A 23,514-nucleotide genomic window follows, 5' to 3' on the forward strand; every position below is an offset into this window, starting at 1 on the left:
TCGACGGGCGGCGGGTGTGGGGGTCAACGGCGACCTCCTACCCGCCGCTTCTGCGCACCGGGGAGCGGGTCGAGCGCTGCCACGACGTCGAGCTGACCGAGGCGCTGTTGCTCGGACACGCGGGCCGGTGGGGCGAGCCGCGCTCGCTGGCCGCGGCGCACGCCCGGCTGACCGGGGCGCCGGTGCCGCCCGATCCGCCGCCGCGGGCCGCCGAGCCGCCCGGCGACGGCCAGGCCGCCCTCTTCGACGCCGCGCCGCCGGCCGCCGACGACCCCGACATCCTGGCCCAGGTGTACGCGGACCAGTGCGCCCGCGTCGCCCGCACCGAGCACCCAGGCCGGTTCCGGCTGCTGGTGGCCGCCGAGTCGGCCGGCGCGCTGATCGCGGTGGAGATGGGCGCCCACGGGCTGCCGTGGCGCGGCGACATCCACGAGGCCCTGCTGGTCGAGCTGCTCGGCGAGCCGTCCCCGGTCGGCGGGCCACCCCGCCGGCTGGCCGAGCTGGGCGCGCGCATCGCCGGCGCGTTCGGGGTGCGCCAACTGCACCCGGAGTCGCCGGCCGAGGTGCTGCGCGCCTTCACCCGGGCCGGCATCCAGCTGCCCAACACCCGGGCCTGGTCGCTGCGCGGCGTAGACCACCCGGCCGTGCCGCTGCTGCTGGAGCACAAGGAGCTCTACCGGATCTGGACCGCACACGGCTGGGCCTGGCGGGACGCGTGGGTCCACGGTGGACGGTTCCGCCCGGAGTACGTGCCGGGTGGCGTCGTCTCCGGCCGCTGGGCCACCCGGGGCGGGGGAGCGCTGCAGATCCCCAAGGTCGTACGGCGTGCCGTGGTCGCCGACCCGGGTTGGAAGCTGGTCGTCGCCGACGCCGGCCAGCTCGAGCCGCGGGTGCTCGCCGCGGTCTCCGGCGACGATAGGCTCGCCGCCGCGGCGGCCTCCGGCGACCTGTACGCCGCGTTGGCCACCGACGCGTTCGCCGGCGACCGGGCGCGCGCCAAGGTGGCCCTTCTCGGCGCCATGTACGGCCAGACCGGCGGCGAGGCGCTCCCGGCGCTCGCCACGCTCAGGCGCAACTACCCAACCGCCTTCGAGTACGTCGAGGCCGCCGCCCGCACCGGCGAGGGCGGCGGCCTGGTCCGCTCCTGGCTGGGCCGCACCTGCCCGCCGTCCTCGGTGCCGATGGGGGAGGGCGAGGGCAACCAGGCCCGGGCGCGCGGCCGGTTCACCCGCAACTTCGTCATCCAGGCCACCGCCGCGGAGTGGGCCTTGACACTGCTGGCTATCCTGCGCAACGAACTGGCTGGCACCGGAGCCGAGCTGGTCTTCTTCCAGCACGACGAGGTGCTGGTGCACTGCCCGGAGCGGCGGGCCGGCGACGTCGCCGAGGTGGTGCACCGGGCGGCCGCCCGCGCGGGGCAGCTCCTTTTCGGCGCGACCGCGGTCCGCTTCCCCCTCGACGTGTCGATCGTTGATTGTTACGCCGACGCCAAGTAGGTCCCATCAGGGGGAGGATCGATGGGCGTGAAATGCATCGCGGGGATGGTCATCGCCGCCGGCGGGGGGCGCCGGATCGGTGGGCCGGAGGCACTGCTGCGCACGGGCGGCACACCGCTCGTCGACCGGGCCGTCGACACGGTCCGGGCGGCCGGCTGCGCGCCGATCGTCGTCGTACTCGGTGCGGCCGCCGACGAGGTCCGGGCCGCGGCCGAGCTCGCCGACGCCAGCGTGGTCGTCGACAAGGCGTGGGGCACCGGCATCGGCTCGTCGCTGCGGGTCGGGCTCAATGCCCTGACCGACGTCGAGGCCGATGCCGTCGTGGTGGTGCCGGTCGACATGCCCGGCGTCACCACGCATGCGGTACGGCGGGTAGCGGCCCTGCCGTACCCGGATGTGCTTGTCTGCGCGACCTACGACGGACGCCGCAGCTACCCGATGCTGTTCGGCCGGCGGCATTGGTCGGGCATCTCCACGGTGGCCCATGCCGACGTGGGGGCCCGGCCGTACCTGCTGGCGCACAAGCACGAGGTGCTCGACGTGGCGTGCGACCGGATCGCCGACGGCGCCCGGCTGGACGGGCCGGAGGCGGTGGCGGCGTTCAAGCTGACGATCCCGGCGCAGCGCTCTCGGGCTTAGGGCGTGTCTGGTGGATCTTGTGGGTGCGAGGCGAGGTCCAGGCGGCGGCCGGTGGTGCCGGGCGGAAGGTCGCATACCGGTGTTGTATGTGGCCTTCCGATCGGTGCCGCTGGTCGTCGTCTGGGCCCGCCGCAGCCCCACAAAGATTCACCAGACACGCCCTAAGTGGTGACCTCGGGGTTCTTCACGAGGGCCTGCCACCGGGCGCCCCACCGCTGGCGCAGCTCGTCGAAGGCCGCGTCGTCCAGCCCGTACGTCGTGACGAGAACGCTCACCGGGCCGGTGTCTTCGCTGGTCAGGCCCGCGTTCGCGGTCACGACGACGAGGTGGCCGGCGGTGTCGACGGCGCTGCGCTGGCGCGGGGCGTCGTGCCACGGCCGGCCCTCGGCCAGCGCGGCCACCGCCGGGCCGGCCGCCTCGCCGGTCAGGTAGACGGTGCGGCGCCGGCCCCTGGGCGCGGTCTCCAGGAGAAACCGCAGTTGGGCAAGGAACGTCCGCCAGCCCTCCTCGACCTCCACTGAGTCGGGGAATGCGACTTTTATGGTGGTTTGTCCGCTCTCGCCCGCCAGTTCGATGTAGGAACCGTCGCTGTGCGAGATGCGGTCCGGGGCGGCGGCCAGGTTGGCGTCGCCGACGATCCATGCGATCTCCGCGTCGAGGCCGTCATAGTCCCAACCGAACCACTCCCGGATCCGCTCCGGCTCGGTGAAGGCCCGCCATACGGTGTCGCGCGGGGCGTCGACGGTCAGTTGCTGCTCGATCATGTCCGTGGCTCCTTTCTCCGCTTACTACCGATTGTTGGGGTTTGAGGGTGAGTGTCGCTGCGGTTGCGGCTTGTGACCCGCGAGTAGGGGCCCCTACCGGGGCTGCCCCGCCCACGCGCGCCGCCCTCTGCTCCGCGCGCCGGCCGTGCTCCGCGCGCCGGCCGTGCTCCGCGCGCCGGCTCCGCGGGCGCCGATCAAGGACTTCCGCGTCGATCAAGGGCAAACGGCCGTGGAAAAGAGATCAAAGCACGACCATATGCCCTTGATCGGCGGGCGGGCCCTTGATCGGCGGGCGGGGCCTTGATCGGCGCGCACGGGCGGCGCCCGCGTGGGCGCCGCGGTGGGTGGGGCGGCGCGGGCGGGGCGGCGCGGGTGGAGAGGGTGGAGAGGGCCGTCGTTTAGAGGGGGCGGTGGGTTAGGTAGGTGTGGCCGCGGGGGCTTAGGCGGTAGCCGACCTCGAGGGACTCGGTCAGGCCGAGCGCCTTGAGCTTGCGTACGTCGGCCTTGAACGTCGGCGTGTCCCGGCCGAGTGAGGCGGCCAGGTCGGCGGCGCGTACGCCGGGGTGGTCGGCGATCACCTTGAGGGCGGCTGCGGTCCAGGGCCGCGCGGGCTGGCGTGATCCAGGCGGGCAAGGCGCAGGTCGATGGCGGCCACGCCAGCGCCGTCGAGGTGGTCGTCGGCGGCGAGGGCGGCGCGCGGGTCGGGGCCGTCGACGCGGTGGAACCGCAGCAGGTAGAGCTGCCCATCGGGTGGGCCGCCGAGGTCGGCGAGCATCGCGGCGACGTTCGGGAAGCCGGCGGCGCGGGCGTCTCGCGGCGTCAGGTCCGGCGGGTTTACCGGCTCCACACTGGACATTTCGACGAGCCCGGCGCCGGTGCGGTACTGCCGTCCGGCGACCACCTGCGGGCGCCGCCACCGCCGCAGCGCCGCCGTGATGGTCCCGCTGGCGATCCCTTCGCGGAGTCGCCGCTCAAAGAGCATGGGAACCAGTTAGCCCCAAGGTCGACCACAGGTTGTGCCAGCACACCGCGCGCAGCCACGCGTCGCCTAGGTCCAGGCGCACCAGGCCCTGGAGTTGGTCCGCGTATTCGTAGGGGATGTTGGGGAAGTCGGTGCCGAGGAGGATCTTGCCGGCTTGGCCCAGGTCGCGCAGCCTGGGGCGCTCCTCAAGGGGGAAGGGCACCAGTTGGTCGAAGAAGGGGGTGAAGACCATCGTGGTGTCCAGCGCTACCCGTTCGTACCTCGTGGCCAGGTCGAGGAACGTCGAGTAGTCGGGCGAGCCCATGTGGGCCACGATCGCGGTGAGCCGCGGGTGCCGCGCCAGCAGCGCGGTGAACGGTTCGGGCCCGGTGAACGAGGCGGCCATCGGCGCGTGCCCGGCGTGTACGACCACCGGGATCCCGGCGTCGGAGAGCATGCCCCACACGGGGCCAGCAGCGGGTCCACCGGGTCGAACCCGCCCACCTGCAGGTGCACCTTGAAGACCCGCGCGCCGGAGGAGACGGCGGAGGACACGTACGAAGTCACGGAGGGTTCGGGGTAGAACGTCGCGGACGGCACGCATCCGGGCGTCTCGCGGGCGAAGCCGAGCGTCCAGTCGTTGAGGTCGGCCGCCATGCCCGGTTTGTGCGCGTACGCCAGGGCGGTGAACGCGCGTACGCCGAGTTTGTCGAGGTGGGCGACCCGGTCGGCGTCCGGCCAGCGGTACCGGATCGGCCACTCCACGCCGACCAGCGGGCCGGCCGCGTCGAAGTACGCCCACACCCGGCGCAGCATCCGGGGCGGCAGGAAGTGCACGTGCACGTCGGCCAGGCCGGGGAGGCCCAGAGCTTGCCAGAAGGCGGGAACCTCGGAGTCGTTCACACCTCGATATTGAACCGGCGCAACACCGACGGCGCCAGCAGGCCGGTCGCCGCCAGCAGCGAGACCACCATGAACGCGCCGCGCAGGACGTACACCTCGACCGCGCCACCCGCGCGCAGGGCGATGGAGTCCGGCAGGCCGATCATGCGCCACATCCGCCGCCCGGTCGGGATGGGCCACAGGAGCGGCACGCCGGCCCGGGTGATGAGGTCGCCGAGCAGGTGCACCAGACAGCCGACGCCCACGGCCAGGCCGAGCAAGGGGTAGCCGCGGTCGCCGGGCAGCCGCAGGTACACGCCGTACGCCGCGGCCGCCGAGATCAGCGTGACGAGCACCCAGCCGGCCCGCTTGGCCCACTCGTCGAAGAGCCCGCGTAGCGCCAGGCCGATCATCACGAAGAGGATGCCGATGACGGCCCACTTGCCGTACGCGGTGCACAGTGCCGTCGTGCCCCAGCCGACCAGCGCGGTGAACGGCAGCGTGTGGGTCAGCGTCCGATGCCCGTTCTCCCGGTCGGGGTCGTCGCTGCGCCGGGTGGCGTGGTAGACGCCGAGGGACAGCTTCTCGATCACCTCAGCGACGAACAGCGACGCCACCCCGAACGTCCGGGCCACCGTCGCGCCGCCTTTGTTGCGGGTGACCTTCCCGGACATGTCGAGGTCGGGAAAGAGCGCGCCGCCCGCGCACACGGCCGTGCCGACCGCGATGAGGAGCGGCGACTGCTCGTACCCGGCGAACTTGTCCAAGGCCCACGAACCCGCCAGCCATACGGCGGCGCCGGAAAGAGCGTGCGACGGTCCCATCATGACGCGGGACTGTGTCAGCGGGACCGTCCACATTCAACTACCGCCACGGTGGCCCGTGCCACATCCTCCGATGCGCGTAGTGCCGGTGCCAGGCCGCGTGCCTGGCCACCCCGAAGAACAGGAACGCCAGCGGGATGACCGGCCAGAAGAAGTGCGCCCCGGACAGCGCCCACAGGCCGACGAGGATCACCGCGACGAACGCCACCCCGCCGACGTGCCGGCGCATCAGCCGCCGGGCGAACGCTCTCGCCTCGGGCGTCTCCGCCAGGGCACGCCGGCCCCCGTCGGGCAGGTCCGCGGCGAGCGGGGCCAGTTCGTCGCGGAACGTCGCCGCGTACGCCGCGGCCAGCCGCTGCTCGCCCTCGGTCAGGTCGAGCCGCCCCTCGGTCATCGCGGCGCGGAGGATGTGGGCCATCTGTTCGCGTTCGGCGTCGGAGGCTCGTACGCGGCCGGCGCCGGTTCCCGTTGCTGTCATGTCATCGAGGGTCCCCAAACGGCGGGCCGTGCGCGTCGGGCGGGCGGAGGCATCTGCCGGGCCGCGCGCTACGCCCCGTGGAGTAGGCGGCCCCGGCGCGTACGCCCGCCGGGGTAGGGCGATCGCCGCCGGGAGCCGATGCCGCGGGGCCGGGCGGTGGCCTACGGTCAGGGCGTGGGGATCGATAGGCGCTGGGAGAGGCGCTGGGAGTGGCCGCCGGAACGCCGCTGGCAGCCGCACCGGCAGGCCGCGCGGCACGCGAAGAGCGCCGTCGGCATGGGGATCGTGACCGGCATCGTGCAGGTCGCCGCCGCCCGCTCGGCCAGCGTCGACCCGGACGCGGTCGGGTACGCCCTGCTGCTCGCCGGCCCGCTCGCCCTGCCGTTGCGGTTCAAGTTCCCGGTACCCGTGTACGCCGTCGCCGTCGCGGCGACGGTCGGCTTCGCGGCGTGGGCGGCCGAGCCGCGCGGACCGTACTTCTTCGCCGCGCTGGTCGCGCTCTTCGCCGTGGTCGGGGCGGGGGCGCGGGCGGCGGCCTGGGGCCTGACCTTCGCCGGCTACGCCGGCTACCTGGCCGTCACCCGCCCGGAGTTGGGCCACGCGGCGCTCGTCGGAGTGGCCACCGCCGTCGCGGTCCTGCTGGCGGAGGCTTCCCGGGTACGCCGGCAGCACTTCGCCGAGATGGCGAAGTACCGGGCGGAGCAGCAGAAGGCGCGGGCCGAGCAGCAGCGGCGGCAGGCCAGCGAGGAGCGGCTGCGGATCGCCCGGGAGTTGCACGACGTTCTCGGTCACCACCTGTCGCTGATCAACGTGCAGGCGGGGTGGGCCTGCACCTGATGGACACGCGGCCCGAGCAGGCGCGGGAGGCGCTCACCGCGATCAAGTCGGCGAGCGCGGAGGCGCTGCGCGAGGTGCGGTCGGTGCTCGGCGTGTTGCGGCCGGAGGAGGAGGCCGCTCCGCGTGCGCCGGCGCCCACCGTGGCCCGGCTGGACGACCTGACCGCGGGCGCCGGGCTGCCGGTGCGCACGGTGGTGGAGGGTACGGCCCGGCCGCTGCCGGCGGAGGTGGACCGGGCGGCGTACCGGATCGTGCAGGAGGCGCTCACCAACGTGCGCCGGCATGCCGGGGCCGGGGCGACGGCGACGGTCACCATCGGGTACGGCGGCACCGTGGTTACCGTCGAGGTCGTGGACGACGGGGTGGGCGGTCCCGCCTCGTCGGAGGCGGACAACGGGGCGGAAGGGGCGGGCAACGGGATAGCGGGCATGCGGGCCCGCGCGTCGGCGCTCGGCGGCACGCTGAGCGCGGGCCCGGTGGACGGCGGTGGGTTCCGCGTGGCGGTGACCCTGCCCTGGGAGGGTGCGCGTGATTGACGTTCTGTTGGCCGACGACCAGGCGCTGGTGCGCGCGGGCTTCCGTGCGTTGCTGGACGCGGAGCCGGATATCGCCGTCGTGGGGGAGGCGGCGGACGGCGTCGAGGCGGTCCGGTTGGCCGCGGTGACCAGGCCCGACGTGGTGTTGATGGATATCCGGATGCCGGGCGTGGACGGGTTGGAGGCGACCCGGCGGATCGTTGCCGATCCGGGGTTGGTCGCCACGCGGATTGTCATCCTTACTACGTTTGAGTTGGACGAGTACTTGTTTGAGGCGTTGCGGGTGGGTGCGTCCGGGTTCCTGGTCAAGGACACCGAGCCGGTGGAGCTGCTGCGCGGCGTACGGGCGGTGGCGGCCGGGGACGCGTTGCTCTCGCCGGGGGTGACCCGGCGGCTGATCGCCGAGTTCGCCGGGCGCGGCGGGGTCCGCCCGGCCACCCCGGAGCTGTCGCTGGACCAGCTCACCGACCGGGAGCGCGAGGTGATGGCGCTGGTCGGCGCCGGCCTGTCGAACGAGCAGATCGCCGCGCGGCTGGTGGTGAGCCCGGCGACGGCGAAGACCCACGTGAGCCGCGCGATGGTCAAGCTCGGCGCGCGGGACCGCGCCCAGTTGGTGGTCTACGCGTACGAGGCGGGCCTGGTCCGTCCGGGCTGGCTGGCCTAGCCCGCCGGGGTGAAGCTGGCGTTGATCATCCGTAGCTGGGGAGCGCGCCGGGCCAGTCCAGGTCGCGGGTGATCCAGATGATGGTGTAGGCCAGACCGGGGGCGGTGCGGAAGAGCTCCTGCCGGGCGCGCAGGCGGTCGCCCTTGGTGTTGGTCCAGGTGCAGTCCCAGTCGGCGCCGCCGGCGAAGTAGCGGTTGGGCAGGATCGCGACCCGGCTGTAGCCGGACAGGCCGCCGGTGGCGGTCACCCGCTTCTCCTCGAACTTCCAGTGCGCGACCGCGTCGCCGATCAGGTCGGGCTCGGTGTCGACGGCGAGCAGCCGGGGCCCGCCGGGCTCGCGGAAGCACACCACGTCGCCGTCCCGGAAGTACGTCCAGGTCGCCGGCGCGGCCATCTCGAAGCCGGTCGGGTCGGCGTGCCACACGAAGCCGTCGGCCAGCGCGTACCGGTGGGTGGCGGGCACGGGCGGGCGGGTCTGGCCGGGGCCGGTGGGCGGGGAGCCGCACGGCATCGCGCTGCCCGCGCCCGCGCCGCCGGCGGGTGCGGACGCGCCACCGATCGCCGCCAGCCGTGCCGTGCCGCGCTCCCCGCCGGTGTCGAGGAGCACCGCGACGCCGACCGTGACCAGGGTCGCCACCACCGCGGCGGCGGCGCCCGCGGCCAGGTAGCGCCGGCGGCGGTGCGGGTTGCCCGCGGGGAACTCCGGCCGGACGTGCTCGGTGGTGCGGCGGGGCAGGGGCAGCCGCCGGGTACGCGCCGGCGTCGTCCCCGCGGGCGGTGTCGCGGCCCGGCGCAGCAGGCGTTCGGCCTCCTCGGCGGTGAGCCGGTGCCGCGGGTCCTTGCGCAGCAGGCCGCCGAGCACGGGGCGCAGCGCGCCGGCCCGGGGCGCGGGGTCGGGCGGGGCGGTCGCCAGGGCAGTCAGGGTGGCCATCGTGGTGGACCGCGCGTACGGCGAGCGGCCCTCCACGGCCGCGAAAAGCGTTGCGCCCAGCGACCACAGGTCGGTCTCCACAGTGGACACACCGTCGCTGGCCCGCTCGGGCGCCACGTACTGGGGGAGCCCATGATCAGCCCGGCGCGGGTCATCGCCCCGTCGCCGCCGTCGAATGTCGCCAGGCCGAAGTCGGTGAGCACCACCCGGCCGTCCTCGGCGATGAGCACGTTGTGCGGCTTGACGTCCCGGTGCAGGACGCCGGCCTGGTGGGCGGCGCGCAGGGCGTACAGGACGGCCAGGCCGATCTGGGCGACCCGGTGCGGGGGGAGCGGCCCGTCCTGCTGGACGACCTCGTGCAGCGACCGGGAGCGGACGTACTCCATGACGATCCACGGCCGGCCCTCGGCGTAGACGACGTCGTAGATCTGCACCGCGTTGGGGTGGTTGAGCTGCGCGGCCGCGCGCGCCTCGCGGATCGTCACCTCGCGCAGCAGGTCACGCTCGTCGGGCGTCATCCACTCCGGCGGCACGACCTCTTTGACCGCCACCTCGCGGCGCAGCATCTCGTCGCGCGCGAGCCAGACGCGGCCCATGCCACCAGTGCCGACCGGCTTGATCAAGCTGTACCGCTCGGCGATCAGTGCTCGCCACACGGACACAAGGTTCCCCCAGTACGCTCCCCGGCCCACCACCATATGCAGCCGAGGCGGATAGAACGTTACGTATCAATAACAAACTACCCCCGAAACGTGAAACCTAGTCCAAAGGGCGGACCCGTCGGTGACCGTTAGGTCAGCGGGCTGGTTGCGGTGCCGATCGCGGTGGTCTTCAATCTCTTCCGGGAGCGCTTCATTGCGGGGGGACAGCAACGATGGATTCTCGGGCGGCGCCGCTGTACGCGGGCGACCCTCGAAGGCTGGGCCGGTACGAGCTGGAGGGGCGGCTCGGCGAGGGCGGGATGGGCACGGTCTATCTGGCTCGTGATCCGGATGGCCGGCAGGTGGCCGTCAAGGTCATCCGGGGAGAGTTGGCGCGCGACGACCAGTTCCGGCGCCGGTTTCGCAGCGAGGTCAACCGGGCCCGGCAGGTGCCTCCGTTCTGTACGGCGGAGGTGCTGGACGCCGACCCGGACAACGAGCAGCCCTATCTTGTCGTGGAGTACGTGGACGGCCCGAGCCTGTCGGCGGTGGTCGCGGAGCGGGGTCCGCTGACGCCGGCGAACCTGCACGGCCTGGCGATCGGGGTGGCGACCGCGTTGACCGCGATCCACGGCGCGGGCGTGATCCACCGGGATCTGAAGCCGAGCAACGTGCTCCTCGCCCCGGGCAGCCCGAAGGTGATCGACTTCGGGATCGCGCAGGCGATGGAGGCGACCAGCGAGCACACCGGTCCGGACCAGATGGTCGGCACGGTGGGATACATGGCGCCGGAGCGGTTCGGTCCCGGCGCGGGCGACCTGACCGCGGCCGCCGACGTCTTCGCGTGGGGCGCCGTCGTCGCGTACGCCGGGACCGGCCGGTCGCCGTTCGCGGCCGACTCGCCGCCCGCGCAGGCCGCCCGGATCCTCACCCAGCCGCCGGACCTGGGCGTGCTGGCCCCGCCGCTGCGCGGTCTGGTGGAGCGGGCGCTGGCCAAGGACCCGGCCGCCCGGCCCACCTCCCGCGACCTGCTCGACCTGCTCCTGAGCACCGACCCGCTCCGGTCGCCGGCCCTGGCCGCCGCGCTCGCCGAGCAGCCGGCGCTGCTGGTCGCCGCCGAGGAGGCGCAGGCCGCCACCGACCAGCAGCCGGCCGCCCAGCTGACGGCGGCCGCCGTACCCGATGAGCTGGCCACCGTGGCGGCGGGGCCGACGGAGATCGTGCGGCCCGCTGTCCAGCCGAAGCCGGCGCCGCCGGCTCCCCGCAGATCCTGGGGCCGCATCGCGAACGGGGCACTGGCCGCCACCGCGCTCGCGACGTCGCTGGCCGTGCTCGGCGTCGTCACCGGTGTGCTTCCGCTCGCCGGCGACGCGAGCCCGTCCACCACGCCGTCGGCCCCGCCGTCCTCGCCGCCGACCTCCGCACCCCTGGCGACCGGCTCGCCGCGGGCCACCCAGCTGATCGCCCAGGACCCGCTGACCGCGCCGAAGCTGTGGCTGAACCGCGACGACCCGGCCCAGCTCACCACCTGCCTGTTCGACGACGCGTTGGTGGTCACCCGCGGCAAGCTGGGCCCGTACCGGTGCCCGGGTCCGATGGACCAGCTCACCGACTTCACGGTCGCGGTGGACGTCCGGCTCGGTACGCCGGGCAGCTGCGGCGCCCTGTGGCTCCGGTTCGCGCCCAACGCCGGTCACCTCTCCGGCTACCTGGTGCGGATCTGCCCGGAGGGCCTGCACGTGGCCACCCACGGCGTCGGCGACGGGATCACCGTGACGCCGCTGCGTACGCTGCCGTTCGCCAGCCCGATCCCGCCCGACACGACCGTCCGCATCTCCGCCACGGTGCAAGGCTCGACCATCGCGCTGGAGCGCGACGGCCAGCCGGTCGGCATGGTCCAGGACTCGACGTTCAAGGCCGGCCGGATGCAGCTCGGCATCTACGCGGACACCCAGGACCACGAGCCCCCGTTCACCGTCGCGTACACCAACGTGGAGGTTCGCGCTTTTTCCAACGGTTAGGAAATGTGTCGCGGAGTCCGGCGCGGGCCGCGATGATCTTCGGGTGAACATCGTCGCGCGGGACCTGACCAAGATCTTCCACACCATCGTGCGCCGGCCCGGCTTCATCGGCGGCCTGACCTCCCTGGTCGCGCCCGCGCGGGCGGCCAAGACCGCGGTCGACGGCGTGTCCTTCTCGGTCGACGAGGGCGAACTGCTCGCCTTCCTCGGACCGAACGGTGCCGGCAAGTCGACCACGATCAAGATGCTGACCGGGATCCTGGTGCCCAGCTCCGGCGAGGTCGAGGTCGCCGGGATCGCCCCGCACCGCGACCGGGAGCGCAACGCCCGCAACATCGGCGCGGTGTTCGGGCAGCGTACGCAGCTGTGGTGGGACCTGCCGGCCCGCGAGTCGCTCGCCATCCTGCGGGACATCTTCAACGTGAACGCCGAGGACTACCGCCGCCGGCTGCGCGAGTTCGACGAGCTGCTGGAGCTGTCCGAGTTCTGGGACACCCGGGTGCGGCACCTGTCCCTGGGCCAGCGGGTGCGCTGCGACCTGGCCGCCGCGCTGCTGCACGACCCGCGGATCGTCTTCCTCGACGAGCCCACCATCGGCATGGACGTCGTGGTCAAGGAGCAGGTCCGGGAGTTCCTGCGGTACCAGGTGGACAAGCGCGGCCGGACCGTCGTGCTCACCACGCACGACATGACCGAGGTCGACAAGCTCGCCGAGCGGATGGTCCTGATCAACCACGGCCGGCTGGTCTTCGACGGCTCCCTGGCCGAGCTGCGTACGCGGTTCGGTGACACCTGGCAGGTGCACGTGACGCTCGCCGAGCCGCCGGCCACCGGCGACGTGGAGGTGCCCGGCCTTCGGGTGCTGCGGCAGGATGGGCCGCGGTTCGTCTTCGGGCCCGGGGACGGCGCGACCAGCCCGCAGGACGCGCTGCGCCGCATCATCGAGCGGTACGCGATCACCGACCTGGCCATCGAGGAGAACGACCTCGAAGACGTGATGCGCCTCGCCTACCTGCAGCATCGCTCCGACCTGGACGTGCCGGCATGACGACAACCGCCTGGCGGGCCGCCCGGGTCACGCCGCTCGGCGAGCTGGTCCAGCCCACCCGGATCACCGCCACCGCCGTACGCCTCGCCGGCCACGCCTTCCTCGTCTACTGCCTGTGGCGGGCCCTGTACGCCAACGTGGAGACCACCGCCGGGCTGGGCCGCGACCAGGCCGTCACGTACGCCGTGCTGGCCGTCCTGTCCACCCAGATCCGCGGCCTGGACCGCTTCGCCGCCCGCGACTCCCTGCTGCAACACGTGCAGGAGGGCACGATCCTGTACTGGTTCCTGCGCCCGGTCTCGCCGCGCCGCTACTACCTGATCCGCGCGCTCGGCGACCAGGTGTACGGGTTCGCCTGGGTGCTCGCCGGGTACGCCATCTGCCTCGCCGCCGGGGCGGTCAGCAAACCGGTCTCGGCCAGCGCCGCCGTGGCGTTCGCGGTCAGCCTGCTCTTCGCCCAGGTCATCATGTACGAGCTGCTGCTCGCCGTGGACCTGCTGTGCTTCTGGACCCTGCAGAACAGCGCCGCCCTGCAGATCCTGCGCTTCCTGCAGAACCTGCTCTCCGGGGTCATCGCGCCGCTGTGGTTCTTCCCCGACTGGTTCCTGACGATCAGCTCGTTCCTGCCGTTCCGGTACACGCTGGACGTACCCCTGTCGCTCTATATCGGACGGTTGCCCGCGGGCGACGCGCCGCGCCTGATCGCGGTGCAGCTCGTGTGGTGCGCGCTGCTGGCCCTGCTCAACCGGCGGCTGTGGCGCAAGGCGGCCGACCAGGTCACCGTCCAAGGAGGATGACCGTGCGACTCATCTGGCGTATCACCATGCTCAACCTCAAGGCCCGGCTGGAGTACCGGACCGAGTTCCTGCTCGCCGTCGGGGTCGGCGCCGCCTGGCAGGTGTCGGTCGTGGTGTTCGCGACCGTGCTGCTGGTGCGCTTTCCCGGGCTGGGCGGCTGGAACAGCGCCGACGTCCTGCTGATGGCCAGCATGCGGCTGCTCAGCCACGGCCTGTACGTGCTCATCCTGGGCCGGGCCAGCTGGGTGTCCATCCTCGTGCAGATGGGGCAGATCGACGCGTTCCTGCTGCGGCCGATGCCCGTGCACCGGCAGGTCCAACTCGCGTTCTTCAACGTGAACGCGGTCGGCGACCTGCTGGTGGCGCTCAGCCTCTTCGTGGGCGCGCTGTGGGCGGTCGGCCTCGACTGGACACCCTGGCGGGTCGGGTACCTGCTCATCGCGCTCGCCGGCGGCGTACTGATGGAGGGCGCCATCGCCACCGCCGTCTCCAGCGCCGCCCTGCACGGGCCGGCCACCTCGTACTTCATGCTGTGGCTGGATGAGCTGATGACCGCGTTCGGCAGCTATCCGCTGCACATCCTGCCGGGCCTGGTGCGGGACGCGCTGACGTTCGTGCTGCCGCTGGCGTTCGTGGCGTACCTGCCATGTGCGGTGCTGACCGGCCACCTGGACACGCTGGCGGTGCCGGAGTGGCTGGCGGTCGGGGCGCCAGTGGTCGGGCTGGTGGCGTATCTGGCGGCGCGCCGACTCTGGTCCTTCAGCCTGCGCCACTACAAGGGCATGGGCAGCGTGTAGCGACGGCTTGGTAGCGTCGCGGCCGACGCGAGGAGGGTTCGATGAAAACCGATGCCGTTTCCCCAGCGCGGGTTGTCGCCGCCCTTGTGCTGCCCTTGGTCGCGGCCCTGGCTCTGGGAGGGTCGGCGGGCCTGCGGGTCGGGCCGACCGACACGTCCGCCATAGTGATCGCCGATGGGAAATACCCTGAAGATGGGAACAACCCTGAGAACCAGGGGCGCAACTAGGCCCTAGGTCAGCGGGGCGGCGGCTTCGGCTTGACGGTGCCTGTGGCGAGCGAGGCGCTGCCGGCGCCGGGGTCGCTTGCCTGAGCACCGGCGAGCAGCAGCGCGCCGAGCAGCGCCAGGATGGCGGCGAGCGCCAGCAGCGCCAGCCGGGATCGATGGGGAAGGGTGCGAGCCTCGGTCATGCTGGCATCCTGCCAAGTTCTCGTAGTCTGCGCTGTCCCTGCGGTTATCGTCATGTCATGAGTGGTCATGTACTCTCCGTGACCTCGGCGACGCTGCCGTCCGGCGCCGAGGCCCCGGTGACCGAGGCGTATCGGCAGGCGACGGCCACATTGCCGCACATGGTCATCCACACGGCGCTCGTGCGTGGCGAGGGCAACGAGTGGCGGATCGTCACGCTCTGGCGCAGCCGCGAGCAGTGGGAGGAGTACCGCCGCTCCGTCGACACCCCGGCCGCTGTCAAGATCTTCCGCGACGCGGGTGCGGAGCCGGTTGTGGCCGTCTTCGACGTCGTCCACCGAGCCGCGAGCGGTTGAGCCCGGGGTTTGTGAACGTTTACCGTCGCTCCAGCAGCACTAAATGTTCACAAACCAGCTGGGCATGCTCGACGCTGCCAGGACCCTGGCAGCGGCCAGCGCCGGTAGGCGCGCCGCGTCGATCAAGGATTTCGCGTCGATCAAGGGCATATGGTCGTGGTTTGGTGATCAAAGCACGACCATTTGCCCTTGATCGACGGGAAAACGGGGGAGAGGGCACGCCTCAGGCGAGCCTCAGCCAGACGGCGGCGTAGGCGCCTACGTGGACGGCGGCGGAGTTCGGGTGGCCGTGGGACTCGATGGGCTCCGCGTTGACGGCGCCGCAGTTGCCGACCCCCGCGCCGCCGTAGCACTCGGCGTCGGTGTTGAGGATCTCCTCCCACCTCCCGGCGGCGGGTAGGCCGATGCGGTAGTCGCGGCGGGGTACGCCGGAGAAGTTGACCACGCAGGCGACCATCGACCCGTCCGTTCCGTACCGGATGAACGACAGCACGTTCTGCTGCCAGTCGTCCCAGGCGATCCAGCGGAACCCGTCCGGCGACGTGTCCTGCGACCACAGCGCGGGCGACGAGCGGTACGTCCGGTTCAGGTCGCGCAGCAGGTCGCGGATGCCTTCGGAGTTCGCCAGCAGCGACCAGTTCAGCCCGGCCTGCTCACTCCACTCGCGTTCGTCGAGCAGCTCGCAGCCCATGAAGAGCAGCTGCTTGCCGGGGAACGCCCACTGGTACGCCAGGAACCCCCGCAACCCGGCCTGCTTCTGCCACCAGTCGCCGGGCATCTTGGCGATCAGCGCCCCCTTGCCGTGCACCACCTCGTCGTGGCTGATCGGCAGCAGGAACTGCTCGTCGAAGGCGTACACCGTGGGCCAGGTCAGCTGGTCGTGGTGGTACTTGCGGTACATCGGATCGCGGCAGATGTACTCGAGCGTGTCGTGCATCCAGCCCATGTTCCACTTCAGGCCGAAGCCGAGGCCGCCCCAGTCGACGGGCCGGGATACGCCGGGCCACGCCGTAGACTCCTCCGCGATCATCACCGTGCCGGGGTACAGGCGGTAGACCGTCTCGTTCAGCGTACGGAGCAGCGAGATGGCCTCCAGGTGCTCGTTGCCGCCGTACGCGTTGGGCGCCCACTCGCCGTCGTTGCGCGAGTAGTCGAGGTACAGCATCGAGGCGACCGCGTCGACGCGCAGCCCGTCGATGTGAAACTCCGAAAGCCAGTACAGCGCGTTGGCGAGCAGGAAGTTGCGCACCTCGTTCCGGCCGTAGTTGAAGATGAGGCTGCCCCAGTCGGGGTGCTCCCCGGACCAGGGGTGCTCGTACAGCGCGGTGCCGTCGAAGTTGGCGAGGGCCCATTCGTCCTTGGGGAAGTGGGCGGGCACCCAGTCCAGCAGGACGCCGATGCCGGCCTGGTGCAGCCGGTCGACGAGGTAGCGGAAGTCGTCCGGGGTGCCGAAGCGGGAGGTGGGCGCGTAGTAGCCGGTGACCTGGTAGCCCCACGACGGGCCGTACGGGTGCTCGGCGACCGGCATCAGCTCCACGTGGGTGAAGCCGAGATCGGCCACATAGGACACCAACTCGTCGGCGAGTTCGCGGTACGACAGGCCGGGCCGCCACGAGCCCAGGTGCACCTCGTAGACGGACATGGGCCGGGCGTGATGGTCGGTCGGGCGGGACGCCATCCAGTCACCGTCGCCCCACGCGTACGACGACGAATACACAATGGACGCGGTGCGCGGCGGGCACTCGGCGAAGAAAGCGAACGGATCCGCGCGATCGGTCCAGCGGCCGTCCGCGCCGTGGATCCGGTACTTGTACCGCTGCCCCGCCCGGACGCCCGGCACGAAGCCGGCCCGGATGCCGCTGGATCCCAGCGGCTCCAGGACGATCCCGTCGTACGGGCCCCAGCCGGTGAAGTCGCCGATGACGCGGACTTCGCGGGCGTTGGGCGCCCACACCGCGAAGAGGCAGCCGCCGGGGCGGGGGTGCGCACCGAGCAACTCCCAGAGCCGTTCGTGCCGGCCCTGGGAGAAGAGGTATTGGTCGAGTTCGCCGATGAGGGGTTGGGCCGGCGCGAACTGCGCCGGCAGGGTGGCCGGCAGGACAGCAGTCAAGATGCGGCTCCGTCCAGTGCGAGCAGGTTGCCCTCGGGCACGATGACCTTCGCGCGGCCCTCGCCGAGCAGCGCCTCGGCCTGGCGGGTGTTGAACACGGACGACTCCCGTTCGGCCGAGGCGTACGCGGCGGCGGTGCGGGCCGCGATCGTGGACCAGCCGTACCGCTCGGTCACCATCGTGCGGGCCTGCTTGGCGACCCGCCGGGCGAAGATCTGGTCGCCGAGCAGGGTGCCGACCGCGCCGGCGAGCGCGTCCGGGTCGCTGTGCGGGAACGTCACGCCGGTCACGCCCGGCTCGACGATCTCGGCGAGACCGCCGGTGGCGGACACGGCGAGCGGGGCGCCGGCGGCGGCCGCCTCCAGGGCCACCATGCCGAACGGCTCGTAGAGGCTCGGCACGACGGTGGCGTCGGTGGCGGCGAGGACGGCGGGCAGCTGCTGCTCGTTCATGAAGCCGGCGAAGCTCACCGTGTGGGTCAGGTCGAGCCGGTGCGTGGCCTCCAGCAGTTCTTCGCGGTACGGCCCGTCGCCGGCGATGACGACACGCAGCCCGGGGTGCTGGTCGCGCAACTGCGGGATGGCGTGGACGAGATGCTGCACGCCCTTCTCGTACACCAGCCGGCCGGCGAATCCGACCAGCGGGCCGTCGCCGGCGAACCTGGACCTGGCCGCGGCGACGGCGCGGGGTTGGGCCTGCCAGACGCGGTCGTCGACGCCGTTGGGGATGACCTCGACGCGCATGGCGGGCAGCTCCAGCAGGCGGCTGACCTCCCACTTCATGTACTCGGAGCAGACCAGGACGCGGCACGCCTCCTGGCCGAGCCACCACTCGACGGAGTGGATGCACTTGTTCATCTCGTCGGGGAGCCAGCCCTGGTGGCGGCCGGCTTCGGTGGCGTGGATGGTGGCGACCAGGGGAAGGTCGAGGTGCTCTTTGAGGGTGACCGCGGTGTGCGTGACGAGCCAGTCATGGGCGTGGATGACGTCGTACTCGCCGGACTCGGCCGCGCGCAGGGCCGCGCGGGTGAGCGTGTGGTTGAACGCCATGGTCCAGGCGAGCAGGGAAGGGGTGGCGAGCGGGAAGAGCGGTGGGTCTTCGGGAGCGCGGACGATGCGTACGCCGTCGGCGTACTCCTCAAGGGGCGCCCCCGGCGCGTGGCGGGTGACGACGGTGACCTCGTGTCCGGCGGCGGCGAGCGATGTGGACAGGGCGTGCACGTGCCGGCCGAGCCCTCCGACCACGACCGGCGGGTACTCCCAGGACAGCATCAGCACCCGCTGCCGGCGGGGCGTTCGGATCTCGATTACGTCGCCTGTTGGTGTCATTGGCCCGCCCCCTAAAAGTCTTCCCCCTGCGCACGCGCGTATAGACACCGCACCGGGTGCCTTCACGTCGTCGGGTTAGGACCAATCGTGCCGGTCCCGGGAAAACCAGTGAAGACACCATCGTTGCGGGCCTGTAACGCGCACCGATCAAAACCGTCGCGCGCGCAGGACCTCCGCCACGGACCATGCCTGAAAAGGGCAACCGGTCGCGGCGTGGGGCGCTTGCCCGTCGGCGGTTTCGCTTACGGATGCTAGGCCAAACTCGGGCAAATGAGACTCGATACCGGTGAACAACTCGCCAATTTGCCTGCCCGCCCGCCGGCTCGCGTCGGCAAATGGTCCCAGCAGCCACGGCCACACCGTGCCCTGGTGATATGCGCCATCCCGCTGCGCCGGACCACCGCGATGTTGTCCGACGTATCCGGCCGCGTCCGGCGCCAGGCTGCGCGGCCCGAGCGGGGTCAGCAGCGCCGCGCCGGCCGCGCGGAGCGCGGCCAGATCCGCCCCGAGCGGGGCATGCGGCAGCGACCACGCCAGGAGCTGATTCGGCCGCAGCGCCATGTCGTTTCCACCGGGCCCATCGAGTACGTCATACAGCCACCCGGCCGGCGATGGGTACCGGGCGCGGAAACTCGCCAGCGCCTTCGACAGCGCGGCGGGGGCGGCGCCGGGATCCTGGTTGGTGCCGGCGGCCAACTCGGCGATCGCGGCGAGCCCGTTGACCCACAGCGCGTTCACCTCCACCGGCTTGCCGGCGCGCGCGGTCACCGGCACCCCGTACACGCGGGCGTCCATCCAGGTCAGCGCCTCGCCGGGCGCGCCCTGGGTGAGCAGTCCGTCGGCCGGGTCGACGCGGATGCCGTACCGGGTGCCCTTAAGGTGGGCGTCGACCACGCCACGCAGGGCGGGCAGCAGCTCCGCGGCCAGGTCGGTGTCGCCGGTCGTGGCCACGTGCCGGTCGACCGCGTGCAGGAACCACAGCGTCGCGTCGCAGGTGTTGTATTCGACGCTGCCGGTGTCGGCCGTGTTGGCGAGCATCCCCTCCGACAGGGTGCCCGCGTACGACCGCAGCAACTCCCGGCCCTCCTCGGCGCGCCCGGTGGCCAGGAAGAGCCCTTCGTACGCGGTCATCGTGTCCCGCGACCACGCACCGAACCACGGGTAGCCGGCCACCACGTCCGGCCCGGCCGGGGTGCGCACGATGAACGCGTCGGCGGCCAGCGCGAGCGTCGCGCCGACCGGGTCGGGACCGGCGGCCATCAGCGCGCGGTGCCGCTCCCGGGCGTTGTCTATGGTGGTGCCGGCCGCTGGCCGGTCGTCGAGGTCGCCGGCCCAGGCGAGCACCTCCAGGGTGTCCCCGGGGCGTCGAGGGCGGCGCCGAACCGCCCCGCGTACCAGAGATCCTCCTGCGGCGGGAGGCCGCGCCCGGCCTCCGCGCGGTGATGGGCGCCGCGCCACCACTGGCCGGTGGGGGTCCAGCCCGGACCGGCCATCCGGTACGACTGCTCCACGGTCGCCCCGTCCGCGGTCGGGACGACCCGGGGCGGGGGCCCGTCGGCGTACCGCTCGCCGTGCGCGTCCCGCCACGTGCACAGCGCGTCGAGGGCGAGCCGGATCGGGCCGCCGGAGATGAGCCGGTGCACGACCGCCACGCCCGGGCGGCCGTACGTCATGGCGATCTCACGCTCCAACACGACGTCGCCGATCCGCCAGCGCCAGCGCGGCAGCCCGTCCGCCAGGTCGAAGCGTTCGAGCAGCTCATGACCCTTGGGCTCGACCGCGCCGGAGGCCCACTCGTGGGTGCCGAGGCGCACCTGGGCGCCCGAGGCGAGGGTCACAATCGGGTCCAGCCCCACCAGGCCGGCGTGGCGTGCTGCGGGAGTATTGCCGGCGACCACGAGAAGGGCGTGGTACCGACGGGTGCGCAGGCCGGACACCGTACCCATGGCGTAGCCGCCGCGGCCGTCGGTGAGCAACCACTCTTTCGCGGCACCGGCCGAGAGATCTCCGCATACCTGGGGTCCGAACCCGATATCGATCATTAGGCTCCATTCGGGTAGGTGACGATGGTTGTAACACGTCACCGCGACAATGGTGCAGTGTGGTCACGACGACGGAAAGCGAAGGTGACTGCCCCGGTGGCGGGTGCCGGAGAAGCGGAGCATAAGCGCCTGGAGCAGGCGAACGCGGGGGCGGAGCCGTGGCGGGCCTGGGGTCCCTACCTCTCCGAGCGCGCCTGGGGCACCGTTCGCGAGGACTACAGCGAGCACGGTACGGCCTGGGACTACTTCCCGCACGACTGCGCGCGGTCGCGGGCGTACCGGTGGAACGAGGACGGCATGGCCGGCGTGTGCGACGACCGGCAGACGTTCTGTTTCGCGTTGGCGCTGTGGAACGGCCAGGATCCGATCTTGAAGGAGCGGATGTTCGGCCTGGGCGGCGACGGCGGCAACCACGGGGAGGACGTCAAGGAGTACTGGTGGTACGAGGACTCCACGCCGACCCACTCCTGGATGCGCTGGCGCTACCACTACCCGCAGCGGGCCTTCCCGTACGACGACCTGGTGGCCGTCAACGCCGCTCGCGGCCGCGACGAGACCGAGTACGAGCTGGTCGACACCGGGGTCTTCGACGAGGACCGGTACTGGGCGGTGACCGTCGACTACGCCAAGGCGTCGCCGACCGACATGTGCATCATGGTCAACGTCGCCAACCGGGGCCCGGAGACCGCCACCCTGCACGTGCTGCCCACGCTGTGGTTTCGCAACACCTGGTCGTGGGGGCTGCCGGGGCGTGACCAGGTGCCGGTCTTGACCGGCGAGGACGGGCGGCTGGTCGGTCAGCACTGGGTGCTCGGGCAGATCGTGTTGCAGGGCGAGGGCGATCCGACCGTGCTGACCTGCGACAACGAGACCAACACCCAGCGCCTGTGGGGGCTGGAGGGGCGCAGCGACTACCCGAAGGACGGCATCAACGACCACGTGGTCGACGGTGCTTCGACGGTGAATCCGGCGCTGACTGGGACAAAAGGGGCATTACACTACAAACTGACCGTGCCGCCCGGCGGGGAGATGTGGATCCGGCTGCGGCTCACGCTCACCTCGCCGCCGCCCGGCACCGAGTCGGCGCCGCTGCTCGACCTCGGCACCGGCTTCGACCAGGTGGTCGCCGCGCGGCGCGCCGAGGCCGACGCGTACTTCACCGGGCTGATCCCGCAGAGCGCCACCCGAGACGAGGCGCTCGTGGCCCGGCGGGCCATCGCCGGGCTGATGTGGGGCAAGCAGTTCTACCACTTCGACGTGGAGCAGTGGCTCACCGGCGACCCGGCCAGTTCGTCGCCGCCGACCGGGCGCCGGCACGGGCGCAACAGCGCCTGGTGGCACATGAACAGCTTCGACGTCATCTCCATGCCCGACCCCTGGGAGTACCCCTGGTACGCCGCCTGGGACCTGGCGTTCCACTGCGTGACGCTGGCGCGGGTCGACCCCGAGTTCGCCAAGCAGCAGGTGCTGCTGCTCCTGCGCGAGTGGTACATGCACCCCAACGGGCAGATCCCCGCGTACGAGTGGATGTTCGGCGACGTCAACCCGCCGGTGCACGCCTGGGCCGCGCTGCGGGTGTTCGAGATCGACGGTGGGCGGGACTACGACTTCCTCGCCCGGGTCATGCACAAGCTGCTGCTCAACTTCACCTGGTGGGTCAACCGCAAGGACATCAACGGCAACAACGTCTTCGAGGGCGGCTTCCTCGGCCTGGACAACGTCGGCCCGTTCGACCGGTCGGCCGCGCTGCCCGTGGCCGGCGTGCTGGAGCAGTCCGACGGCACCGGCTGGATGGCCATGTACGCCCTCAACCTGCTCGACATGGCCGTCCGCCTCGCCGAGCACGACCGCGCGTACGAGGACGTGGCCACCAAGTTCTTCGAGCACTTCGCGTACATCGCCTCGGCCGCGTACCACCAGGGGCTGTGGGACGAGGAGGACGCGTTCTTCTACGACCAGCTCCGGCTGCCCGACGGCAGCACCGTGCCGCTCAAGGTGCGCTCGGTGGTCGGCCTGCTGCCGCTGGCCGCCACCACCACACTCAGCTCCCGCACCCTCGCCCGGCTGCCCGAGTTGGCCGCCCGGCTGCGCTGGTTCCTGGTCAACAAGCCGGCGTACACCGACGTACTGGGCGCCCGCCGGCTCGCCACCGACGGGCGGCAGCGGCGCCTGCTGTCCATGGTGGGGCCCGAGCAGATCGTCCGGATCCTGGCGCGCATGCTGGACGAGGAGGAGTTCCTGTCCCCGTACGGCCTGCGCACGCTGTCCCGCAGCCACCTGGACAAGCCGTTCACGGTGTCGCTGGGCGGCCAGGACTTCACCGTCGGGTACGAGCCGGCCGAGTCGACCAGCGGCCTGTTCGGCGGCAACTCCAACTGGCGCGGCCCGATCTGGATGCCGACCAACTACCTGCTGGTGTGCGCGCTGCGCGACTACGCCCAGTTCTTCGGCGACGACCTGATGATCGAGCACCCGACCCGGTCCGGGAAGAAACGCACCCTCAACGAGGTGGCCGACGATCTGTCCGAGCGCCTGATCGCCCTGTTCGTACCGGACGCGGGCGGCCGCCGCCCCATGTACGGCGCGCAGGAACTCTTCCAGACCAACCCGGACTGGAAGGACCTGATCGCCTTCCCCGAGTACTTCCACGGCGACAACGGCGCCGGCCTGGGCGCCTGGCACCAAACCGGCTGGACCGCCCTGGTAGCCGACCTAATCCTCACCACCCGCCCCTAACCCGCCCTTTGCCCCCGCTCTCCCCGTCGATCAAGGGCAAACGGTCGTGCTTTGATCTCCAAACCACGACCCTTTGCCCTTGATCGGCGTCGAAATCCTTGATCGGCGAGGTGGCGAGGGGTCGCTCAACTTGGTGGGGCGCACCGGGATCTTGTGCCCGGTTATGTCGGACACATCCGTACGCAAGATCCCGGCCTGCCCCACCAAGTCCGCTGCCGG

General features: G+C 72.0%; 21 protein-coding genes and 3 pseudogenes. 12 read left to right on the forward strand and 12 right to left on the reverse strand.

Annotated elements, in window-relative coordinates; genetic code table 11:
* Nucleotides 1–8: 8 nt before the first annotated feature.
* Nucleotides 9–1,496 (forward strand): annotated as a pseudogene (locus Prum_RS31390) (bifunctional 3'-5' exonuclease/DNA polymerase); the annotation flags it as partial.
* A gap of 45 nt (nucleotides 1,497–1,541) precedes the next feature.
* Nucleotides 1,542–2,135 (forward strand): nucleotidyltransferase family protein, encoded by a 594-nt coding sequence (locus Prum_RS31395; RefSeq protein WP_173084358.1) that lies wholly within the window; start codon nucleotides 1,542–1,544, stop codon nucleotides 2,133–2,135.
* A 161-nt stretch (nucleotides 2,136–2,296) separates the two neighbouring features.
* Here Prum_RS31395 and Prum_RS31400 read toward each other — a convergent pair whose 3' ends face one another.
* The 6 genes from Prum_RS31400 to Prum_RS31420 form a co-directional block, all read right to left on the reverse strand.
* A complete protein-coding gene (locus Prum_RS31400; RefSeq protein WP_173079750.1) occupies nucleotides 2,297–2,899 on the reverse strand; it encodes an SRPBCC family protein in 603 nt (200 codons plus the stop codon).
* Between the two features lie 398 nt (nucleotides 2,900–3,297).
* A complete protein-coding gene (locus Prum_RS49830) occupies nucleotides 3,298–3,477 on the reverse strand; it encodes a hypothetical protein (RefSeq protein ID WP_218577411.1) in 180 nt (59 codons plus the stop codon).
* Nucleotides 3,474–3,881, reverse strand: coding sequence for an ASCH domain-containing protein (locus tag Prum_RS31405; protein WP_218577412.1), 408 nt, complete (start codon nucleotides 3,879–3,881; stop codon nucleotides 3,474–3,476). The genes Prum_RS49830 and Prum_RS31405 overlap by 4 nt, the downstream gene beginning before the upstream one ends.
* Complete coding sequence (locus Prum_RS31410; RefSeq protein ID WP_308785391.1) at nucleotides 3,871–4,872, reverse strand: amidohydrolase family protein; 1,002 nt, start codon at nucleotides 4,870–4,872, stop codon at nucleotides 3,871–3,873. The genes Prum_RS31405 and Prum_RS31410 overlap by 11 nt, the downstream gene beginning before the upstream one ends.
* A complete protein-coding gene (locus tag Prum_RS31415; protein ID WP_173079752.1) occupies nucleotides 4,760–5,569 on the reverse strand; it encodes a metal-dependent hydrolase in 810 nt (269 codons plus the stop codon). Before Prum_RS31415 ends, Prum_RS31410 begins: the two co-directional genes overlap by 113 nt.
* Nucleotides 5,570–5,606: 37 nt before the next feature.
* A complete protein-coding gene (locus Prum_RS31420) occupies nucleotides 5,607–6,044 on the reverse strand; it encodes a DUF1707 domain-containing protein (protein WP_173079753.1) in 438 nt (145 codons plus the stop codon).
* A 681-nt stretch (nucleotides 6,045–6,725) separates the two neighbouring features.
* Between Prum_RS31420 and Prum_RS55260 the strand changes: the two are divergent.
* From Prum_RS55260 to Prum_RS31430, 3 genes and pseudogenes are all read left to right on the forward strand, one after another.
* Nucleotides 6,726–6,931 (forward strand): annotated as a pseudogene (locus Prum_RS55260) (histidine kinase); the annotation flags it as partial.
* A gap of 222 nt (nucleotides 6,932–7,153) precedes the next feature.
* The gene (locus tag Prum_RS55265) at nucleotides 7,154–7,417 is read left to right on the forward strand and encodes an ATP-binding protein (RefSeq protein WP_371871394.1); all 264 of its coding nucleotides are present in this window, start codon (nucleotides 7,154–7,156) and stop codon (nucleotides 7,415–7,417) included.
* Entirely contained in the window at nucleotides 7,410–8,081 is a 672-nt protein-coding gene (locus Prum_RS31430) for a response regulator (RefSeq protein ID WP_173079754.1), read from the forward strand. The genes Prum_RS55265 and Prum_RS31430 overlap by 8 nt, the downstream gene beginning before the upstream one ends.
* A gap of 25 nt (nucleotides 8,082–8,106) precedes the next feature.
* Here the strand turns inward: Prum_RS31430 and Prum_RS52185 are convergent, their stop codons facing one another.
* Nucleotides 8,107–9,093 (reverse strand): serine/threonine kinase C-terminal domain-containing protein, encoded by a 987-nt coding sequence (locus Prum_RS52185; RefSeq protein ID WP_246278209.1) that lies wholly within the window; start codon nucleotides 9,091–9,093, stop codon nucleotides 8,107–8,109.
* Complete coding sequence (locus Prum_RS52190) at nucleotides 9,000–9,668, reverse strand: serine/threonine-protein kinase (RefSeq protein WP_246278210.1); 669 nt, start codon at nucleotides 9,666–9,668, stop codon at nucleotides 9,000–9,002. Before Prum_RS52190 ends, Prum_RS52185 begins: the two co-directional genes overlap by 94 nt.
* 218 nt (nucleotides 9,669–9,886) lie before the next feature.
* Here Prum_RS52190 and Prum_RS31440 point away from each other — a divergent pair, with 218 nt between their 5' ends.
* The 5 genes from Prum_RS31440 to Prum_RS31460 are packed head-to-tail and all read left to right on the forward strand — an operon-like array spanning nucleotide 9,887 to nucleotide 14,543.
* Nucleotides 9,887–11,674, forward strand: a complete 1,788-nt coding sequence (locus Prum_RS31440) for a serine/threonine-protein kinase (RefSeq protein WP_173079755.1) — start codon at nucleotides 9,887–9,889, stop codon at nucleotides 11,672–11,674.
* A 43-nt stretch (nucleotides 11,675–11,717) separates the two neighbouring features.
* Nucleotides 11,718–12,722, forward strand: a complete 1,005-nt coding sequence (locus Prum_RS31445; RefSeq protein WP_173079756.1) for an ABC transporter ATP-binding protein — start codon at nucleotides 11,718–11,720, stop codon at nucleotides 12,720–12,722.
* Nucleotides 12,719–13,519, forward strand: a complete 801-nt coding sequence (locus Prum_RS31450) for an ABC transporter permease (protein ID WP_173079757.1) — start codon at nucleotides 12,719–12,721, stop codon at nucleotides 13,517–13,519. The genes Prum_RS31445 and Prum_RS31450 overlap by 4 nt, the downstream gene beginning before the upstream one ends.
* Nucleotides 13,520–13,521: 2 nt before the next feature.
* Nucleotides 13,522–14,316 (forward strand): ABC transporter permease, encoded by a 795-nt coding sequence (locus tag Prum_RS31455; RefSeq protein WP_218577413.1) that lies wholly within the window; start codon nucleotides 13,522–13,524, stop codon nucleotides 14,314–14,316.
* Nucleotides 14,317–14,357: 41 nt separating this feature from the next.
* The gene (locus Prum_RS31460; protein WP_173079759.1) at nucleotides 14,358–14,543 is read left to right on the forward strand and encodes a hypothetical protein; all 186 of its coding nucleotides are present in this window, start codon (nucleotides 14,358–14,360) and stop codon (nucleotides 14,541–14,543) included.
* Between the two features lie 8 nt (nucleotides 14,544–14,551).
* Here Prum_RS31460 and Prum_RS31465 read toward each other — a convergent pair whose 3' ends face one another.
* Nucleotides 14,552–14,725: a hypothetical protein gene (locus tag Prum_RS31465; RefSeq protein WP_173079760.1), complete on the reverse strand. Its 174-nt coding sequence runs from the start codon at nucleotides 14,723–14,725 to the stop codon at nucleotides 14,552–14,554.
* A gap of 57 nt (nucleotides 14,726–14,782) precedes the next feature.
* On the opposite strand from Prum_RS31465, the gene Prum_RS31470 reads away from it, so the two are divergent.
* A complete protein-coding gene (locus Prum_RS31470; protein WP_173079761.1) occupies nucleotides 14,783–15,079 on the forward strand; it encodes a hypothetical protein in 297 nt (98 codons plus the stop codon).
* Nucleotides 15,080–15,302: 223 nt separating this feature from the next.
* On the opposite strand, the gene glgB is transcribed toward Prum_RS31470, so the two are convergent.
* From glgB to Prum_RS31485, 3 genes and pseudogenes are all read right to left on the reverse strand, one after another.
* Complete coding sequence (gene glgB / locus Prum_RS31475) at nucleotides 15,303–17,189, reverse strand: 1,4-alpha-glucan branching protein GlgB (protein WP_246278211.1); 1,887 nt, start codon at nucleotides 17,187–17,189, stop codon at nucleotides 15,303–15,305.
* Nucleotides 17,186–18,517 (reverse strand): glycosyltransferase family 4 protein, encoded by a 1,332-nt coding sequence (locus tag Prum_RS31480; protein ID WP_173079762.1) that lies wholly within the window; start codon nucleotides 18,515–18,517, stop codon nucleotides 17,186–17,188. The genes glgB and Prum_RS31480 overlap by 4 nt, the downstream gene beginning before the upstream one ends.
* Before the next feature lie 147 nt (nucleotides 18,518–18,664).
* Nucleotides 18,665–20,559 (reverse strand): annotated as a pseudogene (locus tag Prum_RS31485) (amylo-alpha-1,6-glucosidase).
* 96 nt (nucleotides 20,560–20,655) lie between these two features.
* On the opposite strand from Prum_RS31485, the gene Prum_RS31490 reads away from it, so the two are divergent.
* Nucleotides 20,656–23,295: an MGH1-like glycoside hydrolase domain-containing protein gene (locus Prum_RS31490; RefSeq protein WP_246278212.1), complete on the forward strand. Its 2,640-nt coding sequence runs from the start codon at nucleotides 20,656–20,658 to the stop codon at nucleotides 23,293–23,295.
* The last annotated feature ends 219 nt before the right edge of the window (nucleotides 23,296–23,514 follow it).

Origin of the sequence: Phytohabitans rumicis (genome assembly GCF_011764445.1) — a bacterium.
In the GTDB taxonomy this organism is placed as follows: domain Bacteria; phylum Actinomycetota; class Actinomycetes; order Mycobacteriales; family Micromonosporaceae; genus Phytohabitans; species Phytohabitans rumicis.